This window comes from Herpetosiphon gulosus, from assembly GCF_039545135.1.
GTDB lineage: Bacteria > Chloroflexota > Chloroflexia > Chloroflexales > Herpetosiphonaceae > Herpetosiphon > Herpetosiphon gulosus.
Window position 1 is genome coordinate 151,251 of record NZ_BAABRU010000004.1, and the last position, 17,531, is coordinate 168,781.

Below are 17,531 nucleotides of genomic sequence, written 5' to 3' on the forward strand. Positions count from 1 at the left end.
GTGGTTTGAGGGAAATCATGACGGGATTAAACATTCAAACATGGGCTGAACAGTTACGTCGGCAAGTTGGACAGGTGGTGGTTGGCAAGCAAACTAGCGTCGATTTATTACTAACAGCCCTGTTGTGCGAAGGCCATGTGCTATTGGAAGATGTGCCAGGTGTGGGCAAAACCACCCTGATTCGAGCACTCGCCCAAAGCCTTGATTGCCAATTTCGGCGGGTGCAATTTACGCCCGACTTGTTGCCCAGCGATGTAACTGGCCTAAATTTTTATAATCAAAAATTGAGTGAGTTTCAGTTTCGAGCGGGGCCGTTGTTTGCCAATATTGTGCTAGCCGATGAAATTAACCGTGCTACGCCACGCACCCAATCGGCATTGCTCGAAGCCATGGCCGAAGCCACCATTACGATCGATGGTGAAACCCATCAATTAACGCGGCCATTTTTGGTGCTCGCCACCCAAAATCCAATCGAATTAGAAGGCACATTTCCCTTGCCCGAAGCCCAACTCGACCGCTTTTTGCTGCGAATCAATTTGGGTTATCCCAGCGAAGCCGAAGAACATGCAATTATCCAACGCTTTAATCAAGGCAATCCATGGGTAACGATGCAGGCCGTTAGCGATCAAAGCCAGCTGTTGGCGGCAATTCAAGCGGTGCGCACTGTGCACCTGAGCGATGCAGTGCGCAATTATGCAATTGCGATTGTGCGAGCAACCCGCGAGCATGGTGAAATTGAGTTGGGTGCTAGCCCACGTGGCTCGTTGGCCTTAACTCGCGCAGCCCAGGCTTGGGCATTAATTCATGGCCGCGATTTTGTGCTGCCTGATGATGTTAAGCAGCTTGTGCCCAGCGTTTTGGCCCATCGGCTGATTTTGAATGCCGAAGCCCGTTTGGCGCAACGTAGCCCTGAGAAAATTCTGGCCGACGTTGTTAAAAGCATTGCAACCCCAGTTGAGGAACGGGCATGAAAGGGCGACGAGCAGGCTTATTTGTTTTGGTCTTGCTCTTGATTATTGGCTTGCTGAGCGATGTGACGCTGTTGCCTTTGGTTGCAATGCTGGGGATTATGGCCTTGCTCGCGGTCGAATTATGGGAATGGCGCATGTTTCGGCATGTTGATTATCGACGTGAGCTAGGCCATACCCATCTTTTTCCCGATAACCGCACCACCCTCAGCATTACCCTTAGCAATCGCAAATTCTTGCCCTTGCCATTTGTTAATCTGCACGATTTAGTGCCAGTTGGCATTACACTTGAGCAAATTGAAACCCAGCCCGCTGCTAGCCCCAATTATCGAGTGCTAGCGCGGGCGTTTGGCATCAGCAGCTATCAACAAGTAACTCGTCAATATACAATTCTCTGCCCACAACGGGGTTTGCACCGTTTTGGCCCAGCCAATTTGAGCGCCAGCGATCCACTTGGCTTGAGTACGAGTCGCGCAACCATTAATGAGATTGATCGCTTGATCGTCTACCCTCGCTTGCTGACGGAACCAGAGTTGGGCTTGCCTTTACGCGAATTATTAGGCACGATTCGTGCATCGCAACGCTTGCTGACCGACCCAGTTGTGCCAATTGGTATCCGCGATTATACCCAAAGCGACCCGCTCAAAAGCATTCATTGGACGGCGACGGCGCGGCGGGGCCAATTGCAAACTCGCATTTACGAGCCAGTTACGGCGCTGACCGTGATGTGTATTCTCGATATCGAAACGATTGTGCCCTCGTATCTTGGGGTGAATAAATTTCAGGGCGAACGTTTAATTAGTATGGCGGCAACGGTTTGTAGCGCTTTGCACAAAGCAGGGCATGCGGTTGGTTTATGGTCGAATGCAGCGCTGGTTGAAGGCAACACCGCCATCCAACTGCCCCCCAATCGTAGCCCCAAACAAGCCAGCGCCATCTTAGAAGTATTGGCCCAAATGTCGCTCTACTCGCGGCTAGAAATTGCCAAATTTATTGGGCGCGAGCAATCGCGTTTGCCGCTAGGTGCGACGGTTTTGCTAATTAGTGCGGTGGATACGCCGGCCCATCGCAGCGCCTTGACTCGTTTGCGCGAATATGGCTATGCCCCCGTTTGGCTGTATTTGGGCCAGCATGCCCCGAAAGTTGGCGGAGTTAAGCTGATTCATAGTCACCAGAGGGAGCCATGATCAATCGTCAGAGCGCCAAATTAATCGTTTTGCTCAGCGCCTGCATCGCCTATAGCAGCTTGATTAGCGTTGTGCTGAATAGCCTTGATAGTGTTGGCGATCAACCAAGCACGGTCTGGCGCTGGCCAATTTTCCTGTTTGGCATGATCACAATGGCTAGTTTGCGCCAACGTTTGCGTCAGCGCAGCGCGATCATTACTGCTGCCAGCGCGATTGGGATCGCCATGGTTGGCTGGCTTTGGATACGGACTGAACGCAGTGGCCAAGAATTGGTCTTGAGTGGTTTTGGGGCAGGCTTTTTGATGTCGCGGGCAATCAACTCTGATCAATGGAACCATGATTGGTTGCAACAACTCTTTTGGCGCGGACTAGGTGTATTGGTGGCATTTGTGGCGCTTGGCCCAGTGATGACCCGTGGCGCATTAGAGCAACCAGGGTTGCTTCAACTTTTTATTATTCAAGCCTTGGCGTTTGTAGCGGCATGTTTATTTGCGATTATGCTCGATCAGAGCAACCAAGCTGAGTTGCAAACCCCGCCGATGTTGGGCTGGAGCAGCCTATTTACCTTGGCACTGGTAGGAATTCCCTTGCTCGTGTTTGGAGTTGCTGACGGTCAGCGCAGCATCTTAGGCCTGATTCTGGGCGCATTTATGGATGGTTTGGTACTAATTGCTGGAGGGTTAGCTGTAGCCTTATCGTGGTTGGTTGGCTGGCTGATTCCATCATTCAAGCCCAATCAACGCCCACCAATTGAGCCAAGCATGCCTCAAGCAGCCGATCCCTCAAGCCTAATGCCTGAAGAAACCAGTCAAGTAAGTTCGTTGCTCGGCGACCTGCTGAATATTGGGGTGGCAATTATTCTCTTGCTGATGATTGCTTGGCTAATTTATCGAGTGGTACACTGGTTGCGCAATTTTGAAACCAAGCCGATTGCCCAAGGCGAAGTGGTAATCGAGCAATCGATTTGGTCGTTCGATAGCCTACGTGAGCAACTTTTAGAGCGTTTTCGGCGCAAAAAACCATGGAAACTTGATACCAACGATCCGCAGGTGCAAAAAGTACGGCGGATTTATACTCAATTTTTGGAGTTGGGCGAAGATCATGGCCAACCACGTAGCAAACATCAAACCGCTCACGAATATGGGCGTGGGTATGCACAACAACAACCAACCAACGAGCCAGCGATTGATGAACTAACAGCTATCTATACCCAAGCCCGGTATGCCGAGCAACTTGATGCCGAGGCCGTAGCTCGCGCTGAGCAAGCCCTAAAAACCATCCAAAAGCAGCAGCCCTAGAAACGCCATTGCACACTATGCCACAAGGCAAATTGCTGCGGAATCGTTTGGGGTTTGCTGGTTGAAAGCATCATCGATAACGCTGGATAGCGTTCGAGCCAACTGCTGATCCAATGTGACCAACGCTGTTGATCGCTATTGTTGAGTTGATCCCAGCCTTCGATTAATAACAACCATAAACCTGCGGCCAAACCGCGTTTGACGGCCAATTCGGTCATGGCAAAGCCCAGCTTCTCAATCTCTTGGTGCAGCAAAGGCAGTGGCTGGGTTAGGCGGCTGAGCGGCTGTTGCACCTGATAGAGTAACGGCAAATAGGCGGTTGGTAATTGAGCACCGCGTGCCCATTGCAAACATAATTGGCGCATCGCCAGCGAACGCGAACCAGGCTCGATCAAGGCCAAACGCGGAGTTTCGCGTAGGGCATCGCGCAAAGTCATCGATGGGCCGCCCTCAACTTGTTGAAATTGCAGCGGCAAACGTTGCAAATGGGGCAACAATGGTTGTGAACCAACCAAACTCTCGCCCTCAAGCAAGTGGTGACGATAACGCCGAATTTGCCGACCATCACGGAGGCGCGGTAGGAAGTTAAGTCGAAAGGTTGCTAAGGCCATATGCCGTCCCTCCTAAAACGATAGCTGTGAGGTTTAGCCTAAGGCTTGCCAACCATGGATTCAATCGGTTAAGGTTACAAAGCGATGACAGGACGAAGGGATCAGAGGTCAGGATTCAGGGGCTAGGTTGGAAGCATAAGGGTTTAGGCATTAACACAGAGGCACAGAGCGTTAAGGCTATCGACTTTTGGCTATCGGAGATTGATTGGAAAAACCATCACATGTTCCGATAGCCTAGCGCCAATAGCCTCATCTCCCTTCATGTTCTTCATGGTTACAAAAATCTAATGCCTTGTCCCTAGTCCCTGACCCCTAGCCCATGTATTACAATGAGGTAATGTTGTATGCAGTATATTGCGGCACTCGACCAAGGCACAACTAGCACGCGCTGTATGGTTTTCGATCACAATGGCAATGTTGTCGGGGTTGATCAACGTGAGCATACCCAGATTTTCCCGCAGCCAGGCTGGGTCGAGCATAATCCCGCCGAGATTTGGCAACGCACGCAGGGCGTGATCGCTGGAGCATTGGCAGCGGCCAACATTGAAAAAACTGATCTGGCGGCGCTGGGCATTACCAATCAGCGCGAAACAACCGTCATTTGGGATCGTCACACAGGCAAGGCAATTTACAATGCGTTGGTCTGGCAAGATACCCGCACTGATTCGCTTGTGCGCCAATTTGCTGCCGACGGCGGCCAAGATCGTTTTCGAGCGCAAACAGGCTTGCCCTTGGCGACCTACTTTTCGGCTACCAAAATTCGTTGGCTACTTGATCAGGTTGAGGGTGCACAGGCAGCAGCTGAGGCTGGCGATCTGTTGTTTGGCACGATCGATTGTTTTGTGGCTTGGTGGCTGACGGGCGGTCCACATGGCGGTTTACACATCACCGACACCACCAATGCCTCACGCACCTTGCTGCTCAACCTCGCGACTGGTGATTGGGATGCTGAACTATTGGAAATTTTTCGAATTCCGCGCAGCATGTTGCCCAGCGTGCGATCCTCAAGCGAGGTATATGGCCCATGTCGCGGCCAACTCGATGGCGTGCCGTTGGCGGGAATTTTGGGCGATCAACAGGCTGCGACGGTTGGGCAAGTGTGTTTTGAAGTTGGCGAAGCCAAAAATACCTATGGCACTGGCAATTTTATGCTGCTCAATACTGGCGAACGCTTGGTGCAATCGCGCCATGGCTTGATCACCACGCCAGCCTATCATTTTGGCCAGCAGCCAACGTGGGCCTTAGAAGGCTCAATCGCGGTAACTGGCTCGTTGGTGCAATGGCTACGCGATAATTTGGGAATTATTCACAGCGCGGCTGAGGTTGAACCATTGGCTGCCAGTGTGGCTGATAACGGTGGCGTGTACCTTGTGCCCGCCTTTTCGGGCTTGTTTGCCCCCCATTGGCGCTCCGATGCGAGGGGAGTGTTGGTTGGGCTAACCCGCTATGCCAACAAAGCGCATATTGCACGGGCGGCACTTGAAGCGACTGCCTACCAAACCCGCGAAGTCGTCAGCGCCATGGCCCAAGATTCAGGGGTTGAGTTGACTGCGCTCAAAGTTGATGGCGGAATGGTGGCGAATGAATTGCTTATGCAATTTCAGGCTGATATTTTGGGTGTGCCAGTTGTGCGGCCCAAAGTTGCCGAAACCACCGCCTTAGGGGCAGCCTACGCTGCGGGTTTGGCCGTTGGCTACTGGGCGAATCCAGCTGAATTACGCGCCAATTGGAGCGAAAGCAAACGTTGGGAGCCACAAATGAGCAGCGATCAGCGTGATAGCTTATATGCACAATGGAATAAAGCAGTGCAACGCACGCTCAATTGGCAAGATTAAGCTACCTAATCCGTCTTGATACTAGCCAAATCAGCGGCTGGTTTGGCTACTAAATTGCTACTTCAGAAAACCTACAATCGATGGTATTGTGGTTATATCCAAAAATACATCCATGGTTTTGTGATATAACCAACTCACGATTCACGAATACATTTGGCGAATATTCAAAGACATTTCATATTGTGGTCTTGGCTTTGGCAACTCCTGCTAACTCCGCAGCCAACCGCGATGAATTCGTTAGCTTTGGCCATTTACCCATCCTGCGGAGGTAGGCGGCATGGCGCTTGACCAGCCAACGGTTGCCTTAATTGTCGGAATTGGCTTGTTGCTCCAAGCATTGGTAATTGGGGCTTTTTTAGTTTTTGTTCGGCGTTATCAAGGGATTCGCTGCTTTTTAATTGGCACGATTGGTTTAGGTTTGGGCTTTTTAGCCTTAGCTTTATTGCCCCAAACCTCATTAGCAGCAATCACAAGTAGTTATATTTTGATACTCAGTGGCTTGTTTGGGCTAAGCAGTGGGATTTTACGCTTCATCGGGGCTACCAGTTCAGCCAAAATTTATGCGATCTGTTGGCTAATCGTTGCTGGAATGCTCAGTCTGTGTGCTTGGTGGTTTGCCGATCCAGGCTTAATTATCAATTTGGCGATGCTGCTTGGTAGCGCAGGCATGGCCTATACTGCGCTCCAAGTATTTTTTCAGCGCACCATCCCCTATCAAAGTGCCAGTCGTTTGTTGGCTTTGGCCTTGACCCTCAAAATTGCAATTATCTTTTTGGGCTTGGCCTATTTTTGGTATAGCCAGCGCTGGCCGAGCCTGACGACCTTGAAACTAGGCTATAGCGTGCTGATTTTGCTGCTTTCGCTGCTGTGGACTGGCGGCTTTGCGGTAATGATTACCCAGCGCATGCAATGTGATTTATCGGCCTTGGCCAGCATTGATGTCTTAACGGGCATTGCCAATCGCCGCGCAATCAACGAATATTTAGAGCAGGCGATTGCCAAATGGCGACGCAACCAGCAGGGTTTTGCGGTAATCATGCTCGATATTGATTGTTTTAAACAGATTAATGATCGTTATGGTCACCACGCTGGCGATTCCGTGTTGCGCCATATTGCCTTGGTGCTGAGCGAACAAGTGCGAATTAACGATCTAATTGGGCGCTGGGGAGGCGAAGAGTTTCTTTTGATTGTTGATGCCGATACGATCCAGCAAGCAACCTTGATGGCTGAACGCTTACGTCAAGCTATTCAGCAACAACCAACCGTCTGGGATGATCACGTGATTCAGCATACAGTCAGCATTGGGATTGCGCTCTGTGGAACGCATGGCTTCAACGAAGCCCAATTACTGACTGCTGCCGATTTAGCGCTTTACGAGGCCAAGGAAACTGGTAAAAATCGCTGGATTGTCTATGAGCGCCGTTTGTTGAACCAGCTTGATCCAGCGCTAGAACTGGCCAACGAAGGGCTTATTTTCGATGTTGATTCATCGATTTATGCCTAATGCGCTGGTTGAGCTTGCGGTTCAGCGCTAGGCAAACCAACGGCAATCAACGCTCCTGCCACAACTAACACGCTGCCCATCAGGTAGGGCGAAGCTTCGCCAACGTTGGAAAGCATCCAAGTGGCATACAACGGGGCAAAAATCCGGGCCAAACTGCTCATCGATTGATACAAGCCCATATTCTCGCCCCGCTCGCTAGCTGGTGAATTGCGGCTGACCAACGACGAAAGCGATGGCGTGAGCAAACCTTCGCCAACTGCCAGCACAATACAAATTGCCACCAAATGCCAAACATTTTGAATAAAGCCCAGGCCTGCCAATGAAAGTGCTAGCAGCAACGAGCCTGAGACAATCAGGGTTGCTTCACCAAACCGCGCCGCCAAGCGCCGAATTAAGCCGCCTTGCACAATCGCCACTACAATCCCAACCCCAGCCAAGGTATAGCCAGTTTGATGCGAGCCAAACTCCAAACGCCGCGCTGCAAACAAGGCAAAGGTGGTTTCAAAGGCCACAAATGCCAAGTTAATCAACAAGGTAATGCTGAGCAAACGGCCAACATTCGGCTTGCGAACTGCGGCCAAGAGTTTCATGAGATTAAAAGTACGGCCTTGTTGGGGGGCATGGCGCTCTGGCTCAGGCAACATCACAATCGTTAAAATTAAACTCAGCACTGCAATCCCCGCTGCCACAAAAATTGGCAACTGATAATTGCCATCTTTGCTGAGCAATGCGCCAATTGCTGGCCCAGCGATAAAGCCTAAGCCAAGTGCCGCCCCAACCATGCCCATGCCACGAGCACGATCTTTATCGGTGGTAATATCACTAACATAGGCTTGGGCAATCGAGATATTGCCGCCAGTTGCGCCATCGAACATGCGCCCGACAAACAGCCAAATCAGGCTATTAGCAAAACCAAACAGCAACAAGCTACAAACTGTGCCAATCAAACTTAAAATCAACAGCGGGCGACGACCATAGCGGTCGGATAATTGGCCAAGAATCGGGGCAAAAATAAATTGCATCAAGGCATAACTACCGACAATCATGCCAACCTGAACCTCGGAAGCCCCAAACTCCTGCGCATAAAACGGCGTGATCGGAATCACCACACCATAGCTCATGGTTCCAACAAACGCGATCAAAAAAATGGTCAAAAGTGGAGAGCGTTTCATAGGCGAGTCTATAGCCAAGCGGCTACTGGCTCCTTATCACTAGATTAACCGTTGCCATTACGGCGAGCGGCGAGAACATCTTCAACCGCCAGCGAACAACCGCGCAATTCTGCGCCGCTGGCTCGACCAAGCACCTCAAACCCATCAGCTACAACCACGCCTAAATCTTCGGTTTGCAATGCGAGTACCGAGTAGAGATTAGCCAAATCAAGGTGGCGTAACAGTCCAGTTTGGCCAGCAGGCAATGGTGCAAAGGTGGTTGGATCGACGATCTGGGTGCGAACCCAGGGCACAATCACCTTATGGCGTGGTTGCCATTCGCGGAGGTAGGCCGAGTGCAACGAGCAATCGTAAAATTGGCTGCCCAGTTCGGTCATACCATATTCGTTGACACACATAGTCGATGGAATCCCCAAAACTTCGCTGTAGAGCGCATAGAGATCGTTGCGGGCAATTTCGCGCACTTTGCCTTTGGAGCCGCCGGTATCCATCAAACGGCTACCTTTGGGCAATTGCCAACGCTTGCCATGCTCGGCGCACCAATCCAAAAAATAGACGAAGGTATACATCACGCCCATCAAGCAAACCGGAGTATTCTTGGCCACTGCTGCATCAAGCGATTCGGCGAGGCTGGCTGAATCTAGGCCTGCTGCACTAAACACATAGCGGCTTTCAGCTGTGCCATGCTGCTCCACTGCATCGCTGATCATATGTGCTAGCGACGACTGTGGTAGCTCATTGGGATGCCAAAAAAGCACATAGATTGGCAGGCGTTTAGCATCGGGAAACAGATGATAGGCTAAATTTGGCCGTAACGACGCTTCATACAACGAGCGATCGCGAATATAGTGCGTGCCCCGTTGTTCACTGCCTTGGGTCGTACCGCTGGTGCGATAGATCGCCTGGGCTTCTTCGGGCGGAAAGGTGGTTAAGGGCAGATGTTTGAAGGCCGTGGTTGGCACTGCCGGAATCTCCGACCAATGCTTTACCCGCTCAGGGCTGAGCATCCGCCGTTCGCAATAGCGCTGATACACCACATTATGCTGCCATTGATAGCGAAACGTGCGCAAGGCTAAATCATTAAACAAACTATCGTCATCGGGGTCAATCGGGCGAACACCCGCTTGCATCAAAGCCCGAATTTCAAAATCGAGCGTTTCAATTTCGTTCATTTCCAACCTCAGGTGAGCCAAAACACGCCCTCTGGACGCGCCTTGAATTGTACCACGCTCAATCTTACTAAGGATGAATTATGAAGGATGAGGGATGAAGGACATTGAACAAAGGGGTTAGGAGCCAGCGATCAGGAGTCAGGATTGCTGATTGGGCTCGTTAATTCAAATCTGACCCCTCGTCCCTGAATCCTGACCCCTTCTAATGCTTTGTGGTTTCAGTTCGAGGCTCCATTGCTGCTTGTTTGCGTGGTTGAAAACTACGGTATACTATAATCAAAGGATACTACTCCATGTAGGAGAACCTGTGTATGGTCTTAGTTGTCGATGATTCGCCGTTTATTCGTGCGTTTGTGGCAGCAGCCCTAGCACGGATCGACGTGGCAACTTGCGAGGCTGAGAGTGTGAGGGCAGCGCGTGCCATCTGTCATGAGCGAACATTGGAAGCAGTGGTGGTGGATTTTGAGTTGCCCGATGAGCCTGGTGTGGCCTTATGTCGCGAGATGCAACGGTTGAGCAATGTGCCAGTTGTCCTGATGAGTGGGCATAGCGAGGATGATGTGCGTGCTCAATTCCCCTTACATCAACAACCCTACTTCCTAGCCAAACCCTTCACCCTCAATCAAATTCAAGGGCTGATTCAGCAAATCATCGGCGTTGCCTGCTAAGCTATTCTTTGGTATAATGCGCGACGCACGGGTGGGTCGCATAGTTGGTCGAGTGCGCGGCACTGGAAATGCCGTAGGGTGTCAAAGCTCTCGAGGGTTCGAATCCCTCTCCACCCGCCAAATCACACGCCATGAAGTTTCATGGCGTGTTGTTGTTTAACTGGGGATCGGTTTGGAGTCAGGGCTGGACGTTTTTGATCCACAAAGCGCACGAAGAGCACGAAGGCTATTTTTAGCCACAGATTACACAGATTTGTTTGATGCTTCTACTATAACCAATTCACTTTCTGATCGCTGACCCCTGATCCCTCATCTTTCTCTGCACCTTTGCGTTAAAAATCGATCCCCTGCCCTCTTTACATTTGGCTTAAGCTTGGTTATAGTATTAGCACAAATGTTTTATTCGGAGAATAGAATGAGTACAACTGCGAAGGCAACGTTTAGCATTTTAGAATGGGATGAAAAGCCTTTTCACGAACAAACCGGCGAAGGCAAACTGACCCGCGCCCATGTGCGTTATCGCTATGAAGGTGATTTAGTCGGCGAAAGCACGGTTGAATATTTGATGGCCTACCCCGAAGTTGGCGATGCAAGCTATGTTGGCCTACAGCGCTTTGTTGGTACGTTGGCTGGTAAAACTGGTAGTTTTGTGTTGCAACATGTGGGCACTGCCAATCAGGTTGATGTGTTCGATCAAATTGAGGTTGTAGCTGGCTCGGCTACCGACGAATTAGCAGGTTTGCGCGGCCATGGCAAACTGGCGATCAGCGGTCACTCCGAAAATTATCCATTTGCAATTGAATATGAATTTGTTTAATTGATTGCAACCTTGCACAACCACGCTGCGTACTGTGTTCCAGAAGGATTGATATTCAATCGAAAGCATTGTCTTGCATAGTTCTTTTGGCAAGGCGAAAGGAACATAAGGTCATGGATTGTTCAGTATGTGGCCGTCATAACGAAACAGCAGCGGTATTTTGTGTCTATTGTGGTATTCGGCTTGAAACTGCCAATCAGCGCAAGCCAGTTCAGCCAGCCCTCGGCAAAACAATAGATTTACGCCGTGAGTCTGGGCCTGCTGTGCAATCAATGCCGGTTACGCCCAAGCTTGAGCCAGTTGTCCCACCAATGCCTGTTGCTCAGCCAATCGTCCAGCGTGAACGCTCACGCAAATCGTCGAATGATGGTTGGATTTTGTTGGGTGTGGTAGTGTTAGCCCTGATCTTCTTTAATAGTCTCTCGTTCATCCCTTTATGGGCGATGATCATGATGGGAATTGGGGTGCTTTCACTGAGTCAATCACGCCAAGCGGCAGTATGGCTGATTGGTATTCCAATTCTGGCAATCACTGGTTGGTGGTGGGGCATTGTGCTCCTGATTATTTTTAGCAATCATAAATCGAATGGTTGCGGCATGAAACATTCCTACAAACATTAATCGATAATTACCTTGCGGTATCAAACAAGCGCTCTGCCTGCGGGTAGGACGATTGTTTTTAACGTGGCGGCGATCTATACTCACTGAGTTTGTTAGCAACTTAGAGGAGTGAACCATGGCCCAATATCTGTATGGTGATCGCATCGCTGCCCAAGGCCGCTTGATGCTTGGTTGCTCAGCAACCTTATTCGATGCCACGCGCAGTAAGCTTTTATTAACCCGCCGCACCGATAACGGGCGCTGGTGTTTGCCTGGTGGAGCAGTCGATGCTGGCGAATCGGTCAGCGAAGCCTGCGTTCGCGAGGTTTTTGAGGAAACTGGGCTGACGGTGCAGGTTGTGCGCTTGCTGGGCATTTATAGCAATCCACATCGCATGGTGCGCTACGCTGATGGCAATCAATATCATGTGATTAGCATGAATTTTGAGGTGGCCTTGATTGGTGGTGAGCTAGGATTAAGCAACGAAACCACCGAAGTCGGCTATTTCAGCCAAGCCGAAATTGATACAATGGATCTGATCGATCCGCACCGTGAGCGGATGGCGGCGATTTGGAGCAATGATTCCATTCCAACAATTGCTTGATGAAAGTGCCCCGCAGCTTTGCAATAGGCTACGGGGCACTTCTTCCTGATACAGGTTATCAACCAACCTGTTTATGTAAACCTTCGCCTAATTCTTCAATAAATTTGCGATTGAAGGCCGGAATATCTTGGGGATTGCGGCTGGTCACTAGGCCATTATCGACCACGACCTCGCGATCAACCCACTCGGCTCCCGCATTTTTCAGGTCGTTTTGTAAGGTTGGGTACGATGTGAGCATACGGCCTTTGGCAATTCCAGCATCGATCAGCGTCCAAGGGCCATGGCAAATGGCAGCAATTGGTTTGCCAGCCTCGGCCATCGCTCGTACAAAATTCAAAACGCTGGTTTCGCGCCGCAGTTTATCGGGGTTCATTACGCCGCCAGGCAACAACAACCCATCATAATCAGCAGGGTTGACTTGCTCAAGCGTATAATCAACGGCAATCTCGCTGCCCCAATCTTGCTCTTTCCAGCCGCGAATCGTGCCAGCCTTGAGCGAAATGACATGGGTTTTGGCTCCGGCTTGCTCTAAGGCTGCTTTTGGTTCTTCAAGCTCGCTTTGCTCAAAGCCATGAGTTGCAATAATCGCCACTCGTTTGCCCTTTAAATGATGACTCATACTTCGCATACCTCCTGTTACACCACTATTCTATGCCTAGGTTAAGGCAAGATTCAGGCCACAGCCGATATGCCTGCGCCTCAATCACCCATGATCGAGGCGCATAGTTGGTTATTTATCAGGCGCTGCTGGCACGCTGCTTGGTGGTTGCGAACGGAAAAAGCGCGAGGCGGCAAGCAATACTTTGGGTGTAAACAAGCTCGCGGCTGAGCCGATCATATGAATCGCGCCAACCATGGCGTTGGTAGCAGCATGATTGCCTGCCGCCGCCATATTTACCTTATCGCTATACCATTGCAGCACGCGAATCGGCAAAATTGGGCGATAGGTCGGCGTATCAGCCAGTCGTGAATCTTCGCTGATGGTGGTAAGCCAGCCCGCTTTGTTGCGGCGAGCCAAGGCTTTTTGGAAGCTCAAGGCCCATGGTGCGCTGCCTATGCCCTCACGTTGCAGATGCTTGGCTAAAACCTGAACGCTCATGGCAGTATTAGTAATACCTTGGCCATAAATTGGATTCAAGGCACACACGCTATCAGCAATCGCAATGAGGCCAGCGGGCATGACTGGCAATTGTTCGTAATGCACCCAACGATTTTCGGTTTTGGCATAACCATAGACTTGGCTGGCAGGCGTAAATTTCTGGGTAATTTCAGCAATCAAGGGCGTGCGCATCCGTGCCAACCAAGCCTCAAACTCGGTACTATCGGTTGGCGGGCGTTGGCTGCCAACTCCGCCAATCGTCAAGAGCCATTGGTCGTTTTCAACCTTAAGAAAAGTTGCGCCATGGCGAATATGCGGCGGCATCGGCATCACAAAGATCGCTGGCCAGCCTTGCCAATCGGCAGGAGCGGTGTACATTCTGGTGGCATAGCCCACATCTGATTTGTAAATGGTCTCTTTGACTCGCCCAAATTGATGTTGTTCCAGCCATTCTGGCAGCTTGGATGGACGACCAGCCGCATCGACAACCAAGTTGGCATTAAGTTCATGCTGCTCACCAGTATCACGATTGCGCAACTTGACCCCGACAACTTGTCGCCCGTGAAAGAGCAAATCAGTCACTTCTTGGCGCGTTTGGATTTCAATATTGGGAATTTGGCGAATGCGCCCAAGAATCGCTGCATCGAACAAGGGGCGGGTGGCGATGATGCTGCGATAATCCGAGGGTCGTGGTTCGGCCCAGCCTGCCGCAAATAAATAACGACAATCGTTCATCAGATCAAGCTCGTTGCCGCCAAGCGCCTTCATATCTTCGCGAATGTTGGGAAACAGTTTTTCTAATTCGAGTAAACCGCGCATCAGCAACAAGTGCAATTGGCGACCTTGCGGCACGCCCGCCCGAAATTGCACCCCATCGGGCAGCGTATCACGCTCCAAAATCGTCACTTTAGCATAAACGTCACTCAACACACGGGCACTCAATAAGCCACCGATGCTGGCTCCGATCACAATCGCATGGTCTCGTCTCATAGTACACCTCCCAAATCTGAAATGTACTCCTGCATATTCTAGTAGTATAGCAGGGCTGGATTCAGTTGCCTATGCTATACGTTGACCTGCAAGGGCAAGTTTGGCACTGCATCGGAATATTTAGGCCGAATTTTGCTCAGCAGCACGGGAATAAACACCCGTGGATGAAATAGCGCATTTGGATTGCCGATCATATGAATTGTTTTGATAAACTCGCTAAAAACCACGTTACTATTCAAACTGGCCTGATTAATTTGATCAAAATAGGGTGCGATTAGTTTACTCAACAACGGGCGTTTGAACGATGAATCGTAACGCGAATCTTCACCACTCGCCATTTCCCAAGGGAATTGGTTGTTCTTGGCTAAAACTTGTTGAAAACGCTGACCCCAGGCTGCTGAGCCACGATCTTGCTGTTTGAGCTGGTTACCTAGCAAGATTGCGCCTAGGGTGGCAGTGCTAATCCCCTGCCCATAAACCGGATTAAAGGCACAAACCGCATCGCCCAAGGCAATTATTCCTGCTGGCAGGTGCATGCGCTCGTAGTGGCGTTGGCGATTTTCGGTACGCCCATAGCCACTGGTTGGGCTAAGCGGCTGCGATTTACTCAACAGATCGGCCAAAATTGGCGAGGGCAATTCGCGCAGCCATTGCATAAAACCATCTTCATCGGTTGGTGGCTTGGCCTGATTGACCCCGCCGCCAGTCACAATCCAGCGATTGCCCTCAACTTCGAGCAAAATCGCGCCTTTGGGAACGGTCGGCGGCTGTTGCATCACAAACAGGCCTTTCCATTCATTCCAGCCTTCGGGCTTAGCATAGAGCCGCGACGTATAGCCAAGTTTGGCATCGAGCACGGTTTCGCTTACCTTGCCACAACCAAGTTCAGCCAGCCATTCTGCCAATTTGGAATTGCGCCCACTGGCATCGACAACCAAATCGGCATGCAAACTCTGTTCGCTGCCATCTTGGCGATTGCGCACCTGCACCCCTTGAATATGGCGACTATTGCCGATCAGATTGAGGGCATCGTGTTGGGCCAAAAACTGAATCTTAAGGTTTTGCAATAAGCGCCGCCGAATTGCCCAATCAAACAAAGGGCGAGTTGCCGAGAGCGTTTTCAATTCGGTTGGCTGGGGCACTGTCCAGCCATTTTTGAGGTAATAGCGACAATCGTTGATCATATCCACTGATTGTGCCCCAAGATCTTGCAGTTCTTGGTTGATGCCTGGAAAAAGCGTTTCCAGCTCGCGTGCACCACGAATCAGTAGCAAATGCACATGGCGACCTTGCGGCACACCCGCCCGAAAATCACCAGCCTCGGGCAAGCTATCGCGTTCGAGCACACTAACTCGGCCATAATGTTGGCTCAACATGTGGGCGGTAATCAGGCCGCTAATACTGGCTCCAATCACAATTGCATGATCTTGCAGCATAGTTAAGCTCCTTGGCTAGCGCTGAGAATGGTCGGGATCGCGGGCGTTGGGTTGGGAGTTGCTGATTGTAAGCGCCCTTTGAGCACATTCCAGATCATCGCTGGGTGCAGTAAGCCACTGGGATTACCAGTCATATGCACAATCGGCGTGAAGCGGTTGAGCACGATTGGATTATTGCTTGATGCCAGATTGATTTGATCAAAATAATTGCGCAGCAGGGTCGCCCCAAACGAACGCTTGACGCTGGTGTTATAGCGGGCATCTTCGCCCACCGCGATGCCCCAAGGAAATTGATTGCTCTTGGCGAGCGCTTGTTGGAAGCGCTGACCCCAGGCTGCCGAGGCCCGATCTTGTTCTTTTAAATGCTGGCTCAGCAAAATCGCGCCCAAGGTGGCGTTGCTAATACCTTGCCCATAAATTGGATTAAAGGCACAAACCGCATCACCAAGCGCGACCACTCCCGCAGGCAGGCTAAGTTGCTCATAATGGCGTTGGCGATTTTCGGTGCGGCCAAAACCAACCAAGGGGCTAATTGGCTGGGCCTTGCTCAGTAATTCATACAAAATCGGCGAACACAATAGTTTGAGCCAATTTAGCCATTCGGCCTCATCAAGTGGTGGCTTGGCCTCGTTGAATCCACCACAGGTCACCATCCAGCGATTGCCCTCGATCTCAGTTAAAATCGCGCCACGTGGATTAACCAATGGTCGTTGGCGCACAAATAAGCCCTTCCATTCGTTCCAGCCTTCGGGTTTGGCATAGAGCCGTGAGCAATAGCCCACATTCGAGGCAATCACGGTTTCGGGCACTGCTTGGCAACCGAGCGCTTGCAGCCATTGAGCAAGTTTAGATGAACGCCCACTGCAATCGACCACAAGTTCGGCCAAAAATTGGTGTTCAACTTCGGTATCGCGGCGTTTGGTATTGATACCCCGCACATGACGCAAATCCCCAACCAAGCCAAGCACATCGGTTTGGGTTTCGAGCCGAATCTTGGGGTTTTGACGTAAACGCTGCAACAACACCCAATCGTAGAGCGGGCGGCTAGCCGAGATTGTGCGATGGGTTGATTGATGCGGTTTGGCCCAACCACCAGCCATCAAATAGCGATAATCATTCATCAAATCGACCGACTGTGCGCCGTGGGCCACGAGTTCCTGTCCAATGCCAGGGAAAAGCATTTCAAGCTCACGCGCCCCACGCATCAACAGCAGATGCAGGTGACGAGCTTGCGGCAAACCAGCCCGCACATCGATCGAGTCGGGCAAACTATCACGTTCGATAATCGTTACTTGGGCAAAATAGTGGCTGAGGATGTGTGCGGTCACTAAACCGCTAATGCTTGCGCCAATAACCAGCGCATGATCGTGACCCATCATAGCTCCTTCCAAGGCAAGTGGAATTCAACGCACACAACAATTCTGGCTACTAACGTTTGATTCTCTAGCAAACGTAGCAGGTTGAAGCATGCTGCTGTGGTTGATGGAGCAATTGATGGGTGGATTGATGTGGGTATGTTTGACTCCATGCAGCAGCCAAAAATTTGATTGCTGCATCTTAGCATAATTCAG

The 17,531-nt window shown here is 50.8% G+C and carries 16 protein-coding genes and 1 tRNA gene; 10 read left to right on the top strand and 7 right to left on the bottom strand.

Going from position 1 to position 17,531, the window contains the following annotated elements:
- Nucleotides 1–17 precede the first annotated feature (17 nt).
- The 3 genes from ABEB26_RS06470 to ABEB26_RS06480 are packed head-to-tail and all read left to right on the top strand — an operon-like array spanning nucleotide 18 to nucleotide 3,453.
- Nucleotides 18–971, top strand: coding sequence for an AAA family ATPase (locus tag ABEB26_RS06470; protein WP_345721153.1), 954 nt, complete (start codon nucleotides 18–20; stop codon nucleotides 969–971).
- Nucleotides 968–2,155 carry a DUF58 domain-containing protein gene (locus tag ABEB26_RS06475; protein ID WP_345721154.1) on the top strand — a complete coding sequence of 396 codons (1,188 nt, stop codon included), beginning with the start codon at nucleotides 968–970 and terminating at the stop codon, nucleotides 2,153–2,155. Before ABEB26_RS06470 ends, ABEB26_RS06475 begins: the two co-directional genes overlap by 4 nt.
- A complete protein-coding gene (locus ABEB26_RS06480) occupies nucleotides 2,152–3,453 on the top strand; it encodes a DUF4129 domain-containing protein (RefSeq protein WP_345721155.1) in 1,302 nt (433 codons plus the stop codon). The genes ABEB26_RS06475 and ABEB26_RS06480 overlap by 4 nt, the downstream gene beginning before the upstream one ends.
- Here the strand turns inward: ABEB26_RS06480 and ABEB26_RS06485 are convergent.
- Nucleotides 3,450–4,064 (bottom strand): hypothetical protein, encoded by a 615-nt coding sequence (locus tag ABEB26_RS06485; protein WP_345721156.1) that lies wholly within the window; start codon nucleotides 4,062–4,064, stop codon nucleotides 3,450–3,452. The two genes, ABEB26_RS06480 and ABEB26_RS06485, sit on opposite strands and share 4 nt — an antisense overlap.
- A gap of 344 nt (nucleotides 4,065–4,408) precedes the next feature.
- Between ABEB26_RS06485 and glpK the strand changes: the two genes are divergently transcribed.
- Both glpK and ABEB26_RS06495 read left to right on the top strand, forming a co-directional pair.
- Nucleotides 4,409–5,899, top strand: a complete 1,491-nt coding sequence (glpK, locus tag ABEB26_RS06490; protein ID WP_345721157.1) for a glycerol kinase GlpK — start codon at nucleotides 4,409–4,411, stop codon at nucleotides 5,897–5,899.
- A 277-nt stretch (nucleotides 5,900–6,176) separates the two neighbouring features.
- Nucleotides 6,177–7,403: a GGDEF domain-containing protein gene (locus tag ABEB26_RS06495; RefSeq protein WP_345721158.1), complete on the top strand. Its 1,227-nt coding sequence runs from the start codon at nucleotides 6,177–6,179 to the stop codon at nucleotides 7,401–7,403.
- Here the strand turns inward: ABEB26_RS06495 and ABEB26_RS06500 are convergent.
- A complete protein-coding gene (locus ABEB26_RS06500; protein ID WP_345721159.1) occupies nucleotides 7,400–8,575 on the bottom strand; it encodes an MFS transporter in 1,176 nt (391 codons plus the stop codon). The genes ABEB26_RS06495 and ABEB26_RS06500 overlap by 4 nt on opposite strands.
- Nucleotides 8,576–8,619: 44 nt before the next feature.
- Nucleotides 8,620–9,747 (bottom strand): LuxE/PaaK family acyltransferase, encoded by a 1,128-nt coding sequence (locus tag ABEB26_RS06505; protein ID WP_345721160.1) that lies wholly within the window; start codon nucleotides 9,745–9,747, stop codon nucleotides 8,620–8,622.
- A 311-nt stretch (nucleotides 9,748–10,058) separates the two neighbouring features.
- On the opposite strand from ABEB26_RS06505, the gene ABEB26_RS06510 reads away from it, so the two are divergent.
- From ABEB26_RS06510 to ABEB26_RS06530, 5 genes are all read left to right on the top strand, one after another.
- Nucleotides 10,059–10,415, top strand: coding sequence for a response regulator (locus tag ABEB26_RS06510; protein ID WP_345721161.1), 357 nt, complete (start codon nucleotides 10,059–10,061; stop codon nucleotides 10,413–10,415).
- Between the two features lie 29 nt (nucleotides 10,416–10,444).
- Nucleotides 10,445–10,535: transfer RNA gene (locus ABEB26_RS06515), tRNA-Ser, on the top strand.
- A 295-nt stretch (nucleotides 10,536–10,830) separates the two neighbouring features.
- On the top strand, nucleotides 10,831–11,232 hold the full coding sequence (locus tag ABEB26_RS06520; RefSeq protein WP_345721162.1) for a DUF3224 domain-containing protein: 402 nt from the start codon (nucleotides 10,831–10,833) through the stop codon (nucleotides 11,230–11,232).
- A gap of 113 nt (nucleotides 11,233–11,345) precedes the next feature.
- Nucleotides 11,346–11,852, top strand: coding sequence for a hypothetical protein (locus ABEB26_RS06525; RefSeq protein WP_345721163.1), 507 nt, complete (start codon nucleotides 11,346–11,348; stop codon nucleotides 11,850–11,852).
- A gap of 115 nt (nucleotides 11,853–11,967) precedes the next feature.
- On the top strand, nucleotides 11,968–12,435 hold the full coding sequence (locus ABEB26_RS06530) for an NUDIX domain-containing protein (RefSeq protein ID WP_345721164.1): 468 nt from the start codon (nucleotides 11,968–11,970) through the stop codon (nucleotides 12,433–12,435).
- Nucleotides 12,436–12,493: 58 nt separating this feature from the next.
- Here ABEB26_RS06530 and ABEB26_RS06535 read toward each other — a convergent pair whose 3' ends face one another.
- The 4 genes from ABEB26_RS06535 to ABEB26_RS06550 all read right to left on the bottom strand — a co-directional run bounded on the left by ABEB26_RS06535 (nucleotide 12,494) and on the right by ABEB26_RS06550 (nucleotide 17,339).
- On the bottom strand, nucleotides 12,494–13,054 hold the full coding sequence (locus tag ABEB26_RS06535) for a type 1 glutamine amidotransferase domain-containing protein (protein WP_345721165.1): 561 nt from the start codon (nucleotides 13,052–13,054) through the stop codon (nucleotides 12,494–12,496).
- Nucleotides 13,055–13,165: 111 nt separating this feature from the next.
- On the bottom strand, nucleotides 13,166–14,524 hold the full coding sequence (locus tag ABEB26_RS06540; RefSeq protein ID WP_345721166.1) for an NAD(P)/FAD-dependent oxidoreductase: 1,359 nt from the start codon (nucleotides 14,522–14,524) through the stop codon (nucleotides 13,166–13,168).
- Nucleotides 14,525–14,598: 74 nt separating this feature from the next.
- The gene (locus tag ABEB26_RS06545) at nucleotides 14,599–15,960 is read right to left on the bottom strand and encodes an FAD-dependent oxidoreductase (protein WP_345721167.1); all 1,362 of its coding nucleotides are present in this window, start codon (nucleotides 15,958–15,960) and stop codon (nucleotides 14,599–14,601) included.
- A gap of 2 nt (nucleotides 15,961–15,962) precedes the next feature.
- Nucleotides 15,963–17,339: an FAD-dependent oxidoreductase gene (locus ABEB26_RS06550; protein ID WP_345721168.1), complete on the bottom strand. Its 1,377-nt coding sequence runs from the start codon at nucleotides 17,337–17,339 to the stop codon at nucleotides 15,963–15,965.
- Nucleotides 17,340–17,531 lie beyond the last annotated feature (192 nt).